This window comes from Lentzea cavernae (assembly GCF_014653695.1).
Lineage (GTDB): Bacteria > Actinomycetota > Actinomycetes > Mycobacteriales > Pseudonocardiaceae > Lentzea > Lentzea cavernae.
Map to the genome: position 1 here is coordinate 86,778 of NZ_BNAR01000002.1, position 13,705 is coordinate 100,482.

The window sequence follows — 13,705 nt, forward strand, 5'->3', positions numbered from 1 at the left end:
CGGACTGTCGAAGAGCCCGTGCCACAGCGTGCTCACTCAACCGGCAGGTCTACCATATGTGCACCTAGGGCGAGTTCGACGGGACCTCGGTCCTGCAGTCCCTTCTCGAACAGCAGGGCCACCCGCGACTGCAGGACATTGGTCTGGACGAACTCCTGGAAGCGGCGGGCATCTGCGCGGACGTCCTCGACGTGCGGAAGCGTCAACCCGTTGACCACTCGTTTGGTTTCGTGCACGGCAGCAGCCGGGAACGAAGCGATCCGGCGGGCATTGGTGGCGACGAGAGCGTCGAGCTCCGCGTCGGGGACGGCCTTGTTGATCCAGCCGTAAGCGGCTGCTTCGTCGGCGGTGAAGTCCGCGGAGCCCAACAGGACCTCGAGTGCTCGATTCCGGCCGAGCTTGCGAGTGAGGTGCTGTAGCGCACCAGCTCCGGGAGGTGCGCCCATCCCGACTTCCGGCTGGCCGAAGGTCGCTGTCTCCCGCGAAGCGAACTGCATGTCGCAGGCGAGGACGAACTCGCTGCCGGCGCCACCGACGCGGCCGCGGATCTTGGCGATCGTCACGACGTCGGCCTGGCTGAACTTGCGCCACAGCATGCCCAGCGAAGCATCATCCGGCCCTCCGGCACGTCCAGCTTCGGCTACGTACTGCGGCACCTTGGTGAGATCCACGTGCGGAAGGAAGTACTCCGGGTCAGCGGAGCTGAAGACCACCACGCGCACTTCCGGACTGGCCGGAAGCGCCAGCACCAGATCGACCAGGTCCTTGACCAGCTCCGGGCCGATCAGGTTGAGCGGGGGCGCGTCGAACCGCACGTCGAGCACTCCGCCCGACAGCGCGGTTCGCACTGTCTGGAACTCGAACATGGCTTCCTCTCTCAGGCGGCACTGTCATTCACCGGTGCGCCGGCCTCGCATCTCACCCAGGGATACTTCGCGACCGTCCTCGCCGACGTAGCCCACGTGCACCAGGTCGCCTGAAGCTCGCGATCGCCGAACCGCCTTCGAACCGTACGGCCATGGCAGATGGGCCTCACCCCATTGCTCGAGCGCGCCGACCAGGAGGTTCAGTTCTCTTCCCGCCTCGGTGAGGTCGTACTTGACGGCTTCCCGGCAACAGTCCACCCGAGACAGAAGCCCAGCACGCACCATCGTGTCGAGGCCTTCAATCAGAACTTCGGGGATGAGCTCGAGAGCTTCGCGGAACGCATCGAAGCACTTCACCCCCTGAAACGCCTGTCGCAGGATCGGCAACGTCCACGGCTGGTCCAGGAGAGCGATCGCGCGCGACGCGGACCAGTCCCGGCCGCCGGCCTGTGAGTCGGTCATCGGACGCCCGCCTTCGGAAGGACCGGCATCACCGCGAAGCATCGAGACCCCATCCGGCCACCGAGGAGCGATGCGAACGACGTGCTCATGTCTGCCTGCTTCCGCCGTGCTGACGCAACTCCCGCACAGACTACCAGGCTGAGTTTGAAACTGAGACTTAGATCGAGTCGCAGTCGACGACAACGCAACACATGCAGCAGAATCCGCAATGGGAGCAACACAAAGCGCGCAACCAGCACAAAGGGCTGGATTGCGTCAGCAGATCCAGTATCCTACGTGAATGACCCTCAAGTGGATGCACACGTCGAGCTGCGCGGTGACCAGGAGTCTCGGCGTACTGGGGGAAACGTGGACGATCCTGATCATCCGCGAGGCACTGACCGGCACCACCAGGTTCGCCGACTTCCGCGACGCACTGGGCTTGGCGGCCGACGTGCTGAGCCGTCGACTGAACACGCTGGTCGATTACGGCGTCATGAGCAAGGACGCCTACCAGGAACCGGGCAGCCGCACCCGTTTCGAGTACCGCCTGACTGACGCCGGCCGGGAACTGGAGATCGTCGTGGGCGCCCTTCAGCAGTGGGGTGACAAACATCTGCCCTATGCCGCGGGGCCGACCATCGAGCGTCGCGCGGGCCGCACCGGCCGTCCCGTGCACGTCGCCTTCATCGACGACCTCGGCTACGAGGTACCGCACGCGGATGTCGAGACCATCCAGACGGATGTCTACCCGGCTGAGTAGTTCTTCACGGATGCAGCCGCGCGCGCCAGTCCGCTGGCACGCGACCCGCCGGACCGGGAACCGGCTGGTCCGTCGGATGTGCGACAGGTGGCGCGAGCTCAGGTCCCGCGAGAGGTCGCTCGGTCCGGTAGTTCCAGAACCACCGTTCCCCCGGCTCGAAGCTCTGGATGACCTCATGACCGGCTGTTTCCCAGTGCCGCCGGGCATGTTGCGACGGTGAGTTGTCACAGCAGCCGACATGTCCACACTGGGCACATCGGCGCAGGTGGAACCACCAGCCGCCGTTCTCCTCACACTCCACGCACCCGGCGCCCGAAGGCGGAACAGCGGGGTTGATGCCGACAGTCGCCATGACCACGTCTCTCGATGTTGGCTGCATTGGTTTTCACAATGTAGGCTACCTGAGTGGTCTCAGACAACTCAGATGGTGCCGCGGAGTCGGTCGGCGATCGATTGGCTCCAGGCAGGCACACGGCGGAACTGGACGGGGTTCGGCACGTCTACCACGTGGCTGGCCAGGGACCGGTGTGCGTCGCGCACTCCGGTGGCCCAGGGATCGATCCCGGCTACCTGCGAACCCCACTCCTGGAGACCGGTCTGACCATGGTCTACCTGGAACCCGCGGGTAGTGGCGGGTCCGCCTTGGTGCCCGGCGGCGACTACAGCATGCCCCGCTACGCCGGCTTCGTCCGGGACCTGGTGGATCACCTCGGTTTGCCGAAGGCTCACTTCCTCGGGCACTCCCACGGCGGCTCGGTCGGGCTCCAGTTCGCCCTGGACCATGCAGTCCGCCTGGACAAACTCGTTGTGTACGACGGAGTTCCGACGAACGGACCGGACTACGTCTCCGCCGCGACGGCGGGAATGGAACGGTTCCTGAACCGCTTCCCCGGACGACCACGTGCTCGCGAAGCGCACGACGCGTGGCACGGGATGATCTCGGGCGCGCAGCCGATAGTCGACGACAAGACCTATGTGGACGTACTGCGTCGCATGCTGCCTGCCTACTTCGCGGACTTCTGGAACTCAACGGCGGACACGGCAGCCTTCGAACGCGCGATCGGTGCGACACACGACCCACATCGCCGTCCCAGCTCCTTCGACGTGCGAGACCGCCTGTCCTCAATTGACAGTCCCACACTCGTACTGGTGGGCGAACACGACTTCATCTGCGGCCCCGACTGGGCTGAGCTGATCGCCGACGAGGTTCCGCAAGCTTCCCTGCACCGCCTGGCCGCCAGCGCTCACTTCGCGCATCTCGAACAAGCAACGGAGTTCGCCGCCTCCGTTGCCGATTTCCTGCTCACCTCTGAACGTACGGAGCGACAACCCCAATGGATCAAGTAACGCACTACGACCCGGCCATGACCGGCTTGGTACTGATCGACCTGCTCAACGACTTCATCGCCGAGGACGGCAAGTTGTACCCCGCGGTGGCCGCCGCTCTCGAAGACGGGGAGTTCGTCGCACGGCTTCGACGACTGATCGCGGGCGCCAGGGCCGCCGGGATCAAGGTCTTCTACGGTCCGCACGGGCTGGACGAGCACAGCTTCGACGACGTGCGGCAGGTGCACCCCACCTTCCGGAACGCGCTGAAGAACCAGGTGTTCTGGAAGGGCACCCACGGTGCGGACTTCTACCCCGCGTTACGACCTGAACCTGGTGACGTGGTCGTGAGTCGTCACCGCATGTACGACTCCTTCAAGGGCACCGACCTTGAGCAGCAACTGAAGCTGGCCGGTGCCGAGAGGATCGTCCTGGCCGGTTTCACCTCGGGAACATGTGTCGAGGGAACCGGCCGGCACGCGCTGGAGGACGGCTACCACGTCACGTTCCTCAGCGACGGCGTCGCCGATTTCGACGAAGCCAGTCATCGCGCGGCGGTGGACATCGCGTATCCCGCCTTCGGGCACGCGGTGCTGACAGTCGACGAGTTCCTGATCGCCGTGGACAAGAACGAATCACAGTCCACATCGCACTGACTGCCTGTTCGCTCTCCCCGAGGAGTCCCCGATGACCACGCCACAATCGGATCCCGCCAAGCCGGTGCTCACCGAGGCTCAGTGGGCGCGGCTGAAGAAGTACGGCACCGTACAGGAGGTGCGGGCGGGCACCTGGCTCTTCCGCGCGGGCGAGGAGTCCTGCGACCTGATCATGGTGGAGTCGGGCGGTGTTCAGGTGCTGCGGCCGGGTGCGGCGAACCTCGACGACGCGGTGGTCGCCGACTACCAGGCCGGTCAGTTCACCGGAGAGCTCAACCTGATCACGGAGCAAGCCACGTACCTGGACGCGCGTGCCTCCCTGCCCGGCGTCATCTACCGGATCGGACCCGCCGCATTCCGCGCGATGATGAGCGAGGACACCGAACTGTCCGACCTCGTTCTGCAGACGCTGCTCGCTCGCAGGCAAAACCTGCGGTTCGGTGCGGCCTCCCACAGCGTCGAGATCCTGGGCAGTTCGGTGTCAGCGGCAGCGCTGGCGCTGCGCACTTACGCGGCACGTCAGCAGCTGCCACACGTGTGGACCGACATCGACACGCCCGAGGGCAGGACTCTCGCGGAGGCCTTCCACGCCGCGACCGCGGATCTGCCGATCGTGGTGACTTCCACCGCGGTGCTGCGCCGGGCCACCCCCGGCGAGCTGGCTCAGAACCTGGGCCTGTCCTATCAGCCGGTACCGGGGGCGGTGCACGACGTGGTGGTGATCGGAGGCGGGCCTGCCGGGCTCGCCGCCGCGGTCTACGGAGCGTCCGAAGGCCTCAAGACCCTGCTGCTCGACTCGGTGGCCGCCGGCGGTCAGGCGGCCGCGAGTTCGCGGATCGAGAACTACCTGGGCTTCACCTCGGGCATCAGCGGCGCTGAGCTCACCGCACGGGCGTCGGTGCAGGCTCAGAAGTTCGGTGCGCGCATCGCCAGTCCGTGTGAGGTGGCCCGGCTCGATCCGTGGAGTGCGGGCAACATCAGGATCGTGCTCACCGGCGGTGTGGAGATCGCCGCACGCAGTGTGGTCATCGCCAGCGGCGCGCGGTACACCTCGCTTCCGCTGGACAGGTGGACCGACTTCGAAGGGGCGGGGATCTACTACGCCGCCACCGAGATCGAGGCACGTGCGTGCGGGCCGAATCCGGTGGTGGTCGTGGGAGGTGCCAACTCGGCGGGGCAGGCGGCCCTGTACCTGGCCGGACGAGGCAGCGAGGTCACACTTGCGGTGAGGGGTGAGGATCTCGGCGCGAGAATGTCGTCCTACCTCGCCGATCGGATCCTGGCCCACCCGAACATCGTGGTGCGCACCGGTACTCAGGTGACCGCTCTGCACGGCGGTGAGGCGCTGGAAGCGGTGACCCTCAAGGGCAAGAACGAGACGGGCGAGTTCGAGGTCCAGCAACCATGCACCGGGCTGTTCTGCTTCATCGGCGCCAGCCCGGCCACCGAGTGGATGTCCGGCATCGCGGTGGACGACCACGGCTTCATCCTGACCGATTCCCGTCTGGACGACGCCACGTTGACGGGACCGTGGGAGGATCTCGGCCGCAAGCCTCTGCCGTTCGAAACGAGTCAGCCTAGGGTGTTCGCGGCGGGCGACGTCCGTGCAGGGTCGATGAAACGGGTCGCCGCGGCTGTCGGCGAGGGTGCCAGCGCCATCAGTTCGGTGCATTCGGCCCTGGGAGTCGCAGCCGTATGAGCAGCGTGCCCGGCACCTCTTCGGGTGCCGGGCACGTTCATGTCAGGCGAAGATCCGACGCGATCTCGGCGAGACGTCGCAAGTGCTCGGCAACCGGCTCACAGGACTGGGTCAGCGTGTCCAGCGAGATGTGGGTGGCGTCGGCGTCCGTCCACCGGTCGATGTCGTCCACTGCGCGGCTCACTTCCTCGGTCAGCCGCACGCGGCCCTCCATGCCGATGCCGGACGGATCGCGGCCAGTGCTTGCGGCGGCCGACTCGACGACCTTGATGGCTGCGTCCAATGCCGGCCCCGGAGGCAGGGTCGGGAACCATCCATCCCCGAGCCTGCCGATCCTCTTGTACGCGGCCGGACTGCGGCCAGGAAACCGAAGGTCACGAACGGTTCGTGGATGACGGTGTCGATGTCGTACGGGGCGTGCCAGGGTTGGTGCACAACAGGATCAGCTCCGACCACGTGGTCGAAGGCGGCTATGTGCGAGAACCCGAGGCGTTCCACCTCCTGGCCGTAGGTCGTCAGCTCGTCCGGGTCACCGCTGAGATCCGCATGCGGCAGGATCACGCCGATTCGTGGCCGGCCGCTCATCGCGTTCGGGTGAGGATGCCGGTCAGGTCGGACTCAAGGGGCTGCAGGAACGACGCGGCCTCGCCGACCGGTACGGCGGTCCTGATGGACTGGCAGTAGCCGTAGATCTCCTGCCGAGCCTCGTAGGTCAGCACCAGATCCCTGGCCTCCCTGGTCATTCCCGCGGCCAGCAGTTCCAGCACCTTCTCCCGGTCGCCGTGGTGACGTTTGAACACCAGTTCGGGCAGGCGGTTCAGCCCTCCGGTGAAGTCGCCGAACGGCTCGTGGTGATCGTCGAAGTAGTCGTCGACATCGTCGCGGACCTGGCGCACCATCCCGATCGCGCTGCCGGCCCGGGTCAGGTCCGGGTTCGGTTCGGCACCGGCGAGCAACTGACCACATTCCAGGCCGGTCGTCACGTGTGAAGCCGTGACACCAGCGATGATCTTCTCGTACCGCTCGAGCATCCAGGGTTCAAAGCCGTGATCATCGCGGGCGGCGAGATCCAGCGACTGAGCGTGGTACATCTCGCTCAGGTAGTCGTTGAACCGCAGATAGATCCTGGCCCGCGCCCAGTCCGGCGTGCCCAGACGTTCGGCTGCCCGCCGGATGCCGTCCACCGCGGCGGCGTGCAGCAGCATCGCTTCGACGATCGCTGCCTTGATCCCTTGGGACACGTGCAGTGCGGGCTTTCCCGCCCTGCTGGCGGAGTCGTCAAGGATGTCGTCGATCACGAGCATCGAGGTGTCGGACTGAGACACGGCCGAAACCTCGTCATCGGCTTCAGCGGGAAGGGTTTCCCCAGCGGCGAACAGGTATCCGATGCGGACGTAGCGGGCCAGAGACTTGTCATACGGGTGGAGCAGGTCGTCATCGTTCGGCGCCGTGTCACTGCTCATGCCGCAGCTCCTGCCCCTGGAAACTCCGCGAGGGAGACGGGGTTGATGTGACGCACGCCGATCCTGGTCATCCAGTCGTCTCCGTCGAGCTGCCCGATCACGTAGACGGTTTTGCCGCTGCCGATCGCGTAGCCGAGTTCCCACGAGCAGTCGTTGCCGATCGGGGGCTGACAGATGACACAGGCCGCCGCGTCGATGGCCGCCCGGCACGCCTCGGCACCGTCGGGGAAGTCGAACGTGACCTCGTCCTTGGGTTTCCACAGGGACAGTCCCAGCTTGGCCGCCAGTCGTTCGGCATCAGCCGGGTCTGTCTGCTCGTTCTTGCACTTGGCGCAGAAGTAGGCGAATTCAGTCATGGCTCGGGTGTGCTTTCAGTCGGACGCGGAGGCTGTCGATGGTGGACACTCTCGAACTCGCCACCCACGTCGGCGGCTCAGCGATGGTCAGGGTCGGGAACCGCTGGTGCAGCTCGGAAAGAGCCGTTGACACTTCCAGGCGCGCGATTCCCGAAGCGGGACAATGATGTGGTCCTGCCGAGAACGCGAGCGAGTGGTGGTTGTCCCGGCCGGGCCGGAACGTGTCCGGGTCACTGAACGCGGCGGGGTCGCGGTTGGCCGCCGCAAGCACACCACGCACCTCGGCACCAGCCGGCACGGTTCTGTCTCCGAAGGTGACGTCGTGCACGGCGATTCGTGGTGGTGCCGTGAACATGACGATGCCGTCGTGGCGGAGTACCTCGTCGGTGAACGCGAGCGCGCGGTGCTCGTCGCCACCCAGCCATGTGGTCCTGTCCGGATACGCGACCATCGCGCGGACGGCGTGGTTGAGCGCCGCGGAGACGGGGAGAAAACCACCGGTCCACAGACCCCACAGCACCGCCACGAGGTCGATGTCCTCGAACTCTCCGCGGCTGGAGACGAGTTCGCCGATGAGATCGGCTCGCCCGGTAACGCCTCGTTCCACAAGGGACTGTCCGAAGTAGTCCATCAGGCGCACGGTGTCGCGGTCGGCGGCCGCGAGCCGCTGTTCTGAAACCCCGTCGAAGGCGGGGATGATGGCGTTCACCGCTTCGGCCAGCCAGTCGCGATCGCGGTCTTGCACGCCCATCAGCTTCGCCAGCACACGAAGGCTGAGCGGTAGCGAGAAGCGGTGGTTGAGGTCGACCGCTTCGCCGGACCGGAGTTCGTCGGTGATCGCATCGAGGAGTTCGTCGCAGAGCAGGCTCACTTCAGTGGCGAAGTCCTGTCGTGCGGCCAGTGCCCTGGCGACCATGCGGCGCAGTTGCCGATGTTCCGGCGGATTGCGGCTGAGCAGGCTCCGCAGGTGCAGTTCCAGCGTCGGGTGGCCGACGGCGGCCGGGAACGACCTCTCGATCTCGTTCCGGTCCGGGCTGAGGAACGCGGTTCCGGTCTCCCGTAGAAGCTTCTCCACGTCTGCGTGCCTGGTGACGAGGTAGAAGCCCGCCGCGGTCAGGTGCACGGGATCCTCCCGCCGCAACTCGTCCAGGCGCGGGTAAGGGTTGTCGTGGTTGTTCGCGAGGTGGGTCAGGACGTCGATCATCGTCGGCTCAGTCGCGTCTGGGCTTCGCGGTACTCCCGTGAGTACCGGGCGCGTTCCGGCAGCAACGGCCAGGTCGATCTGATCACTCCCGAGAGTGCCCGCAGCCTCGCGTCGTCCCGTCGTGTCCACTCGAACCCGATGCGGTCCCGCACAACTGGGTGCAGCCGGCCGAGACCGAGCCACCACATCGTCGTCCCCAGCGACTTCCGGACGAGCCGGTAGATCGGTGCGGGAACGCCAGGGACCTCGGCTGGCGGTGAGTTGCGTGCTTTCAGCAACGCCGCCGCCGCGGGTGTCACCTCCAACCGGTCCGCGCAGCCGTGGTCGAAGTACTCACGAAAGTCTGACCAGTTCTTCGGCACGTCCCGCGTGCTGACGTCGTAGAGCTCGTAGGTGGCGAGACTTTCCAGGTACAGCCGGTCCTTGTCGCCGCGACTGAGAGGCGCGGCGAACAAGTCGATGGCGTCGACCATCATGTCGAACATCGTCGCGTGGCCCCAGAAATAGGTCTCGGGTGCCAGCGCGCTGTAGCGCCGGCCGACTTCGTCGACGCCTCGGATCGCGCTGTGACGCGACTTGATGGCGGCAGCCGTCCTGCCGAGGTGCGGCCAGTCGTAGGTCATGCCCTGGATCGCCGGCACCGATGCCGTGATGCCCTCGAACGACTGGCCGTAGAACCGGGAGTGGAACTGCACCCCGGCGCCGAGGCCAGGGTGCATCAACTGCAGTACGGCGGCTTTGACCTGCAGGAGCATGACCCGGTTGTCCCCGGCGAAGCGCCAGTGCAGGCTTTCCGGGCCGAGCATCCGCTCGCTCAAGACAGAGAACCGGCCGCGTTGATGATGGCGTCGGCCACCTCGTCCGGGCGTGACACCGCGATGGAGTGCGAGCCGCCCTCGACCACGGTGACCACGGCGTCGACGCGCTTGGCCGCGTCCACCTGGTACTCCGTGGGGATCGTGTGGTCCGCGGTCGGCAGCACCCACCAAGTGGGCAGCGACTTCCAGGAAGGTTCGACCGAGAGCGGCTCCCCGAAGGCGACCGCGGCGGCAGGGCGCTGACTGACCGCCCCGATGGCCGCTTCCTCGTCGGTGACGTCGGCGGCAAAAATCTCCCGGTACTTGTCCTCCGCCAACGTGAACTCGGGCAGTTCGCTGCCGGGATAGGTCCACGGACGGAGCGCTTCGCCGAGGCCGGTGTCCGGGTATCCCTGCGTCGCGTTGAGCGCGTTCTCGCCCTTGTCGAGCGCGAACGCCGCGACGAACACCAAGCCCTTGACGTTGCCCGCGGCACCGCCCGCGTAGGTGATGACCGGACCGCCGTAGCTGTGCCCGACCAGGAGGACGTCGCCGTCGACCTGCGCGGCCTGCGAGGCCACGTACTCGCCGTCTGCGGTCAGCCCACGCAGCGGATTGGCCACCGCTCGTACCTCGACCTCCGCTTCACTCAACCGGGTGATGACCTTCGACCACGCCGACGAGTCAGCGAAAGCGCCGTGAACCAACAGAACTGTGACGGACATCTGCGCATCCCTCTCAGGTGACGGCTGTGTCCGGAGTGGACCAACCAAGTGCTACGGTACCTGAGTTGTAGATTCCTATCCATGCCTGACAAGCGAGCCTTGTCACATAGAACATTCGCGCCCACGAGACAGATCCATCGACAATCTGAGTAGTAGTCTCCTATCTAGAGGTGACTCCTGGTGCCCGCTGATCCAGAAAGGCGACGGATCGTGCGTTCCGCGCAAGTTCGAGCAGTCCACGCCCCGGCTCCGTCGGCAGGATGGCCGCTGCGACTCCTGTCGCTCGCCGGTGCGTCGGCGGTCGCCGTGGCCGTGGCCGTGGCCGTGATCTACCTGCCACAGGCGCTGCTCGCCGACATGCAGACGGATCTTCGGGTTCCGACGGCCACCGCCGGCTGGATCCCGGCCGCGGTGCAGGTCGGCTACGCCGTGGGCATCTTCCTTCTCGTGCCGCTGGCGGACCGGGTACACCCGAGCCGGCAGGTAACCGTCCAGGCACTGCTTCTGGCAGGCGCCTTGTTGCTCACCGCGGCCATGCCGGGACCGATGACGGTCGCTGCCGGCTTCGCCGCGGTCGGGCTCGTCGCCAACATCGCACAGGTGATCATCTCCGCCTCCGGCTCACTCGCGCCTCCCGGCAAGGTCCCGGCGACGGTCGCGGTGATCGTGGGCTCGCTCGGAGTGGGAATCTTCGGCGGCCGGATCATCGCGGGCCTACTTGTGACGAGCCTGGGCTGGCGGGGCGTGCTCGTCGTCTTCGCCGTGCTGGTGCTCAGCATGGTTTTCCCTGCTCGGGCCGCGTTGCGACCGGCGACGGTTCCGGCACCGAACGCCCGGTACGGCCGCTTGTTGCTGTCGGCGCTGCGCTCGGTGCGCCGCAGCCGCGTCACCGCGCAGTCCGTGATCATGCAGTTCTTCGCCTTCGCCGCCTTCAACTCGGTCTGGGCAGTGGTGGTCCTGCACCTCTCGGGCCTTGGCTGGTCGGCTGGTGCGGCCGGGTTGTTCGGCGGCGTCGGACTCGCGGCGGCCCCGCTGAGTCCAGCGGTCTACCGTCGGCTGGAACGCTGGGGCACCTCGACGATCGCGGGTGTCTTTTCACTGATCTCATTGATCGCACTGGCGGCGATCGCGTTCACAGCCGGTGTCACGGCTGCTTTCGCGGTGGCCGTTTTCCTGGTCAGCGCGGCCAACCAGTTCATTCAGACCGCCAATCAGCAGCGCGTCCTCGAGGACAACGCCGGTCATCCGGCTCCGGCCAACGCGATGTTCATGGTCGGGGTGTTCCTGGGCGGAGCCACCGGATCCTTCCTCGGCATCACAGCGTTCGAGTTTGGCGGGATGCCCGTGGTCGGCGCCCTGGGAGCCGTTCTGATGCTGCTCTCTGCGCTGGTGTGGGCTCTGTCCCGGCTGCCGGCACGTTCTCGGAGGACCTCATGACCTCGAAACCGCGAAGCACGGGCCAACTGGCGCTGGCGTCGCCGGCGGGGCGATGGCTGATCGCGGTGACCTCGCTCGGTTCGGGGGTCGTCTTCCTCGACGGCTCCGTCGTGAACGTGGCACTGCCCGCCATCGGCGCCGAACTCGGCGGCGGCTTCACCACACTGCAATGGGTGCTCGACGGGTATCTGCTGACGCTCAGCGCATTGCTGCTGCTGGGCGGGGCACTCGGGGACCGCTACGGCCGGAAGCTGTTGTTCCTTTCCGGGCTGGCGGTGTTCACCGTCGCGTCTTTGGGCTGCGGCCTGGCCCCCTCCGCCGAGGTGCTGGTGGCGGCTCGTCTCGGGCAGGGTGTCGGCGGTGCCATGCTGGTTCCCGGCAGTCTCGCGTTGATCGACGCGGTGGTGCGCCCGCAGGACCGGGGTCGGGCGATCGGTGCATGGGCAGGACTGTCCGGCGTTTCCACCGCCGTCGGCCCGCTGCTCGGCGGCTGGCTCGTGGACACGGCTTCGTGGCGATGGGTGTTTCTCCTGAACCTGCCACTGGCATTGCTCACGTTCGTCGCGACCGTGCGGCATGTGCCCGAGAGCTCGGCGCATGCACGCTCCCGGCTGGACATCGGCGGTGCTGTCGCGGTCACCCTGGGTCTGGGTGGTGTGACCGTCGCGCTCATCGATGTGCCCTCGCACGGCTGGAACACCGGTACAGCCGTGGCGGCGGTCCTCGGCACGGCGCTGCTCGTGGTCTTCGTGGTGATCGAACGCCGTCATCCGTCGCCGTTGCTGCCGATGTCGATGTTCCGGTCAGCGCAGTTCACCGGTGCGAACCTGCTGACGTTCACGATCTACGGGGCGCTCGGCGGCGGGCTGTTCCTGCTCACCCTGCAACTTCAGCTCGGCCTGCACTACTCGGCGCTGGAGGCAGGGCTGGCCACCGCACCGATCACCCTGGCGATCCTCCTGCTGTCGAGCCGGATCGGTGCTGTCGCGCAACGCTTCGGCCCGCTGCTGCCCATGACGGCCGGGCCGGCCCTGGCGGCCATCGGATTCGTTCTGCTCTCGGGCATCACGACGGACAGCTCATACGCCGGTGATGTCCTTCCTGGCGTGGCCGTGTTCGGCCTCGGCCTGGCGACGACCATCGCGCCGCTGACCTCCGCCGTGCTCGCGGCCGTTCCGGACGATCACGTGGGCGCCGCTTCCGGCGCGAACAACGCCATCTCGCGCGTGGCCGGCCTGCTGGCGATCGCCGTACTGCCCGCTGCCGCAGGAATCGATCTGCGCGCCGCGGAACCCTCGGCCACCGGGTTCGCGGCGGCGATGCGCATCGCCGCCGCCGCGTGCGCCGCGAGCGTGATCATCGCCCTGCTCACCATCCGCCGCGGCCGACCGGCCGACGGACGGACCCAGGTCGTTCCCGACCACCCGTGCCAGACGATCCGGTCCAGCAACCTGCACGCAGTTCCGCCAGCATGAGTCCTTTGTGGAAGGAAGACGTGGAAGCGCCCAAGCTCAACCTCGGCAAGTTGGAGATCACCAGCACCGCGTTCACCCACGGTGGCCGCATCCCCGACGAGTTCGCCGATTTCGACCATCCGGTGGCACCACCCCTGGCCTGGTCCACTCCCCCAGCCGGCACCGCGTCGTTCGCGCTCGTGATGCACGACCCCGACGCTCCCCTGACCTACGGCTTCACCCACTGGGTGCTGTACGGAATCCCCGCGTCGGTGGACTCCCTGACCGACCATGGAGCGTCCTACACCGCAGGCTCCAACTCCCTGGGCCAGCCCGGCTACCTCGCACCGCTGCCGCCGGTGGGACGCACCCACCACCACTACTACTTCGACCTCTACGCACTGGACGGCGACGTCGACCTCCGACCTGGGCTCAACCGCGACGAGCTGCTCGCCGCCATTCACGGCCACATCATCGAACAGGACCGCGTCGTTGGCACCTACAGCCGTTGAGGAGGA

16 protein-coding genes are annotated in these 13,705 nt (G+C 66.8%); 7 read left to right on the forward strand and 9 right to left on the reverse strand.

Annotated features, from left to right (window positions below; translation table 11 throughout):
* Positions 1-32: 32 nt before the first annotated feature.
* Both IE307_RS06370 and IE307_RS06375 read right to left on the reverse strand, forming a co-directional pair.
* Positions 33-866 carry an enoyl-CoA hydratase/isomerase family protein gene (locus tag IE307_RS06370; RefSeq protein WP_191296613.1) on the reverse strand — a complete coding sequence of 278 codons (834 nt, stop codon included), beginning with the start codon at positions 864-866 and terminating at the stop codon, positions 33-35.
* A gap of 24 nt (positions 867-890) precedes the next feature.
* Positions 891-1,328, reverse strand: coding sequence for a winged helix-turn-helix transcriptional regulator (locus tag IE307_RS06375; protein WP_191296615.1), 438 nt, complete (start codon positions 1,326-1,328; stop codon positions 891-893).
* A gap of 280 nt (positions 1,329-1,608) precedes the next feature.
* On the opposite strand from IE307_RS06375, the gene IE307_RS06380 reads away from it, so the two are divergent.
* On the forward strand, positions 1,609-2,070 hold the full coding sequence (locus tag IE307_RS06380; RefSeq protein ID WP_191296617.1) for a winged helix-turn-helix transcriptional regulator: 462 nt from the start codon (positions 1,609-1,611) through the stop codon (positions 2,068-2,070).
* Between the two features lie 4 nt (positions 2,071-2,074).
* On the opposite strand, the gene IE307_RS06385 is transcribed toward IE307_RS06380, so the two are convergent.
* Positions 2,075-2,449, reverse strand: coding sequence for a UBP-type zinc finger domain-containing protein (locus IE307_RS06385; RefSeq protein WP_308436338.1), 375 nt, complete (start codon positions 2,447-2,449; stop codon positions 2,075-2,077).
* Between the two features lie 26 nt (positions 2,450-2,475).
* Between IE307_RS06385 and IE307_RS06390 the strand changes: the two genes are divergently transcribed.
* Genes IE307_RS06390 through IE307_RS06400 form a run of 3 tightly spaced genes read left to right on the forward strand, consistent with a single transcriptional unit; the run spans position 2,476 to position 5,751 of the window.
* Positions 2,476-3,417, forward strand: coding sequence for an alpha/beta fold hydrolase (locus tag IE307_RS06390; RefSeq protein WP_191296618.1), 942 nt, complete (start codon positions 2,476-2,478; stop codon positions 3,415-3,417).
* Positions 3,418-3,434: 17 nt separating this feature from the next.
* Complete coding sequence (locus tag IE307_RS06395; protein ID WP_191296620.1) at positions 3,435-4,052, forward strand: cysteine hydrolase family protein; 618 nt, start codon at positions 3,435-3,437, stop codon at positions 4,050-4,052.
* Positions 4,053-4,083: 31 nt separating this feature from the next.
* Positions 4,084-5,751, forward strand: a complete 1,668-nt coding sequence (locus IE307_RS06400; protein WP_191296622.1) for an FAD-dependent oxidoreductase — start codon at positions 4,084-4,086, stop codon at positions 5,749-5,751.
* A 37-nt stretch (positions 5,752-5,788) separates the two neighbouring features.
* Here the strand turns inward: IE307_RS06400 and IE307_RS46615 are convergent, their stop codons facing one another.
* The 6 genes from IE307_RS46615 to IE307_RS06430 all read right to left on the reverse strand — a co-directional run bounded on the left by IE307_RS46615 (position 5,789) and on the right by IE307_RS06430 (position 10,296).
* Positions 5,789-6,034 carry a hypothetical protein gene (locus IE307_RS46615; protein WP_229904465.1) on the reverse strand — a complete coding sequence of 82 codons (246 nt, stop codon included), beginning with the start codon at positions 6,032-6,034 and terminating at the stop codon, positions 5,789-5,791.
* 298 nt (positions 6,035-6,332) lie between these two features.
* Positions 6,333-7,214 carry a polyprenyl synthetase family protein gene (locus IE307_RS06410; protein WP_191296623.1) on the reverse strand — a complete coding sequence of 294 codons (882 nt, stop codon included), beginning with the start codon at positions 7,212-7,214 and terminating at the stop codon, positions 6,333-6,335.
* Entirely contained in the window at positions 7,211-7,570 is a 360-nt protein-coding gene (locus tag IE307_RS06415) for a hypothetical protein (RefSeq protein WP_191296625.1), read from the reverse strand. Before IE307_RS06415 ends, IE307_RS06410 begins: the two co-directional genes overlap by 4 nt.
* Positions 7,563-8,774 (reverse strand): cytochrome P450, encoded by a 1,212-nt coding sequence (locus tag IE307_RS06420; protein WP_191296627.1) that lies wholly within the window; start codon positions 8,772-8,774, stop codon positions 7,563-7,565. Before IE307_RS06420 ends, IE307_RS06415 begins: the two co-directional genes overlap by 8 nt.
* Complete coding sequence (locus IE307_RS06425) at positions 8,771-9,592, reverse strand: oxygenase MpaB family protein (RefSeq protein WP_191296629.1); 822 nt, start codon at positions 9,590-9,592, stop codon at positions 8,771-8,773. The genes IE307_RS06420 and IE307_RS06425 overlap by 4 nt, the downstream gene beginning before the upstream one ends.
* A complete protein-coding gene (locus IE307_RS06430; RefSeq protein ID WP_191296631.1) occupies positions 9,589-10,296 on the reverse strand; it encodes an alpha/beta fold hydrolase in 708 nt (235 codons plus the stop codon). The genes IE307_RS06425 and IE307_RS06430 overlap by 4 nt, the downstream gene beginning before the upstream one ends.
* Positions 10,297-10,608: 312 nt before the next feature.
* Between IE307_RS06430 and IE307_RS06435 the strand changes: the two genes are divergently transcribed.
* Genes IE307_RS06435 through IE307_RS06445 form a run of 3 tightly spaced genes read left to right on the forward strand, consistent with a single transcriptional unit; the run spans position 10,609 to position 13,699 of the window.
* On the forward strand, positions 10,609-11,733 hold the full coding sequence (locus IE307_RS06435) for an MFS transporter (protein WP_229904466.1): 1,125 nt from the start codon (positions 10,609-10,611) through the stop codon (positions 11,731-11,733).
* Positions 11,730-13,208 (forward strand): MFS transporter, encoded by a 1,479-nt coding sequence (locus IE307_RS06440; RefSeq protein ID WP_191296635.1) that lies wholly within the window; start codon positions 11,730-11,732, stop codon positions 13,206-13,208. The genes IE307_RS06435 and IE307_RS06440 overlap by 4 nt, the downstream gene beginning before the upstream one ends.
* Entirely contained in the window at positions 13,205-13,699 is a 495-nt protein-coding gene (locus tag IE307_RS06445; RefSeq protein ID WP_191296637.1) for a YbhB/YbcL family Raf kinase inhibitor-like protein, read from the forward strand. The genes IE307_RS06440 and IE307_RS06445 overlap by 4 nt, the downstream gene beginning before the upstream one ends.
* Positions 13,700-13,705: the final 6 nt, after the last annotated feature.

Coding starts and splice junctions, on each gene's coding strand:
- IE307_RS06395 (WP_191296620.1), top strand. CDS start 3,435: ATGACCGGCTTGGTACTGATCGACCTGCTCAACGACTTCATCGCCGAG.
- IE307_RS06445 (WP_191296637.1), top strand. CDS start 13,205: ATGAGTCCTTTGTGGAAGGAAGACGTGGAAGCGCCCAAGCTCAACCTC.
- IE307_RS06400 (WP_191296622.1), top strand. CDS start 4,084: ATGACCACGCCACAATCGGATCCCGCCAAGCCGGTGCTCACCGAGGCT.
- IE307_RS06375 (WP_191296615.1), bottom strand. CDS start 1,328: ATGACCGACTCACAGGCCGGCGGCCGGGACTGGTCCGCGTCGCGCGCG.
- IE307_RS06420 (WP_191296627.1), bottom strand. CDS start 8,774: ATGATCGACGTCCTGACCCACCTCGCGAACAACCACGACAACCCTTAC.
- IE307_RS06430 (WP_191296631.1), bottom strand. CDS start 10,296: ATGTCCGTCACAGTTCTGTTGGTTCACGGCGCTTTCGCTGACTCGTCG.
- IE307_RS06385 (WP_308436338.1), bottom strand. CDS start 2,449: ATGCAGCCAACATCGAGAGACGTGGTCATGGCGACTGTCGGCATCAAC.
- IE307_RS06410 (WP_191296623.1), bottom strand. CDS start 7,214: ATGAGCAGTGACACGGCGCCGAACGATGACGACCTGCTCCACCCGTAT.
- IE307_RS06440 (WP_191296635.1), top strand. CDS start 11,730: ATGACCTCGAAACCGCGAAGCACGGGCCAACTGGCGCTGGCGTCGCCG.
- IE307_RS06370 (WP_191296613.1), bottom strand. CDS start 866: ATGTTCGAGTTCCAGACAGTGCGAACCGCGCTGTCGGGCGGAGTGCTC.
- IE307_RS06415 (WP_191296625.1), bottom strand. CDS start 7,570: ATGACTGAATTCGCCTACTTCTGCGCCAAGTGCAAGAACGAGCAGACA.
- IE307_RS06380 (WP_191296617.1), top strand. CDS start 1,609: ATGACCCTCAAGTGGATGCACACGTCGAGCTGCGCGGTGACCAGGAGT.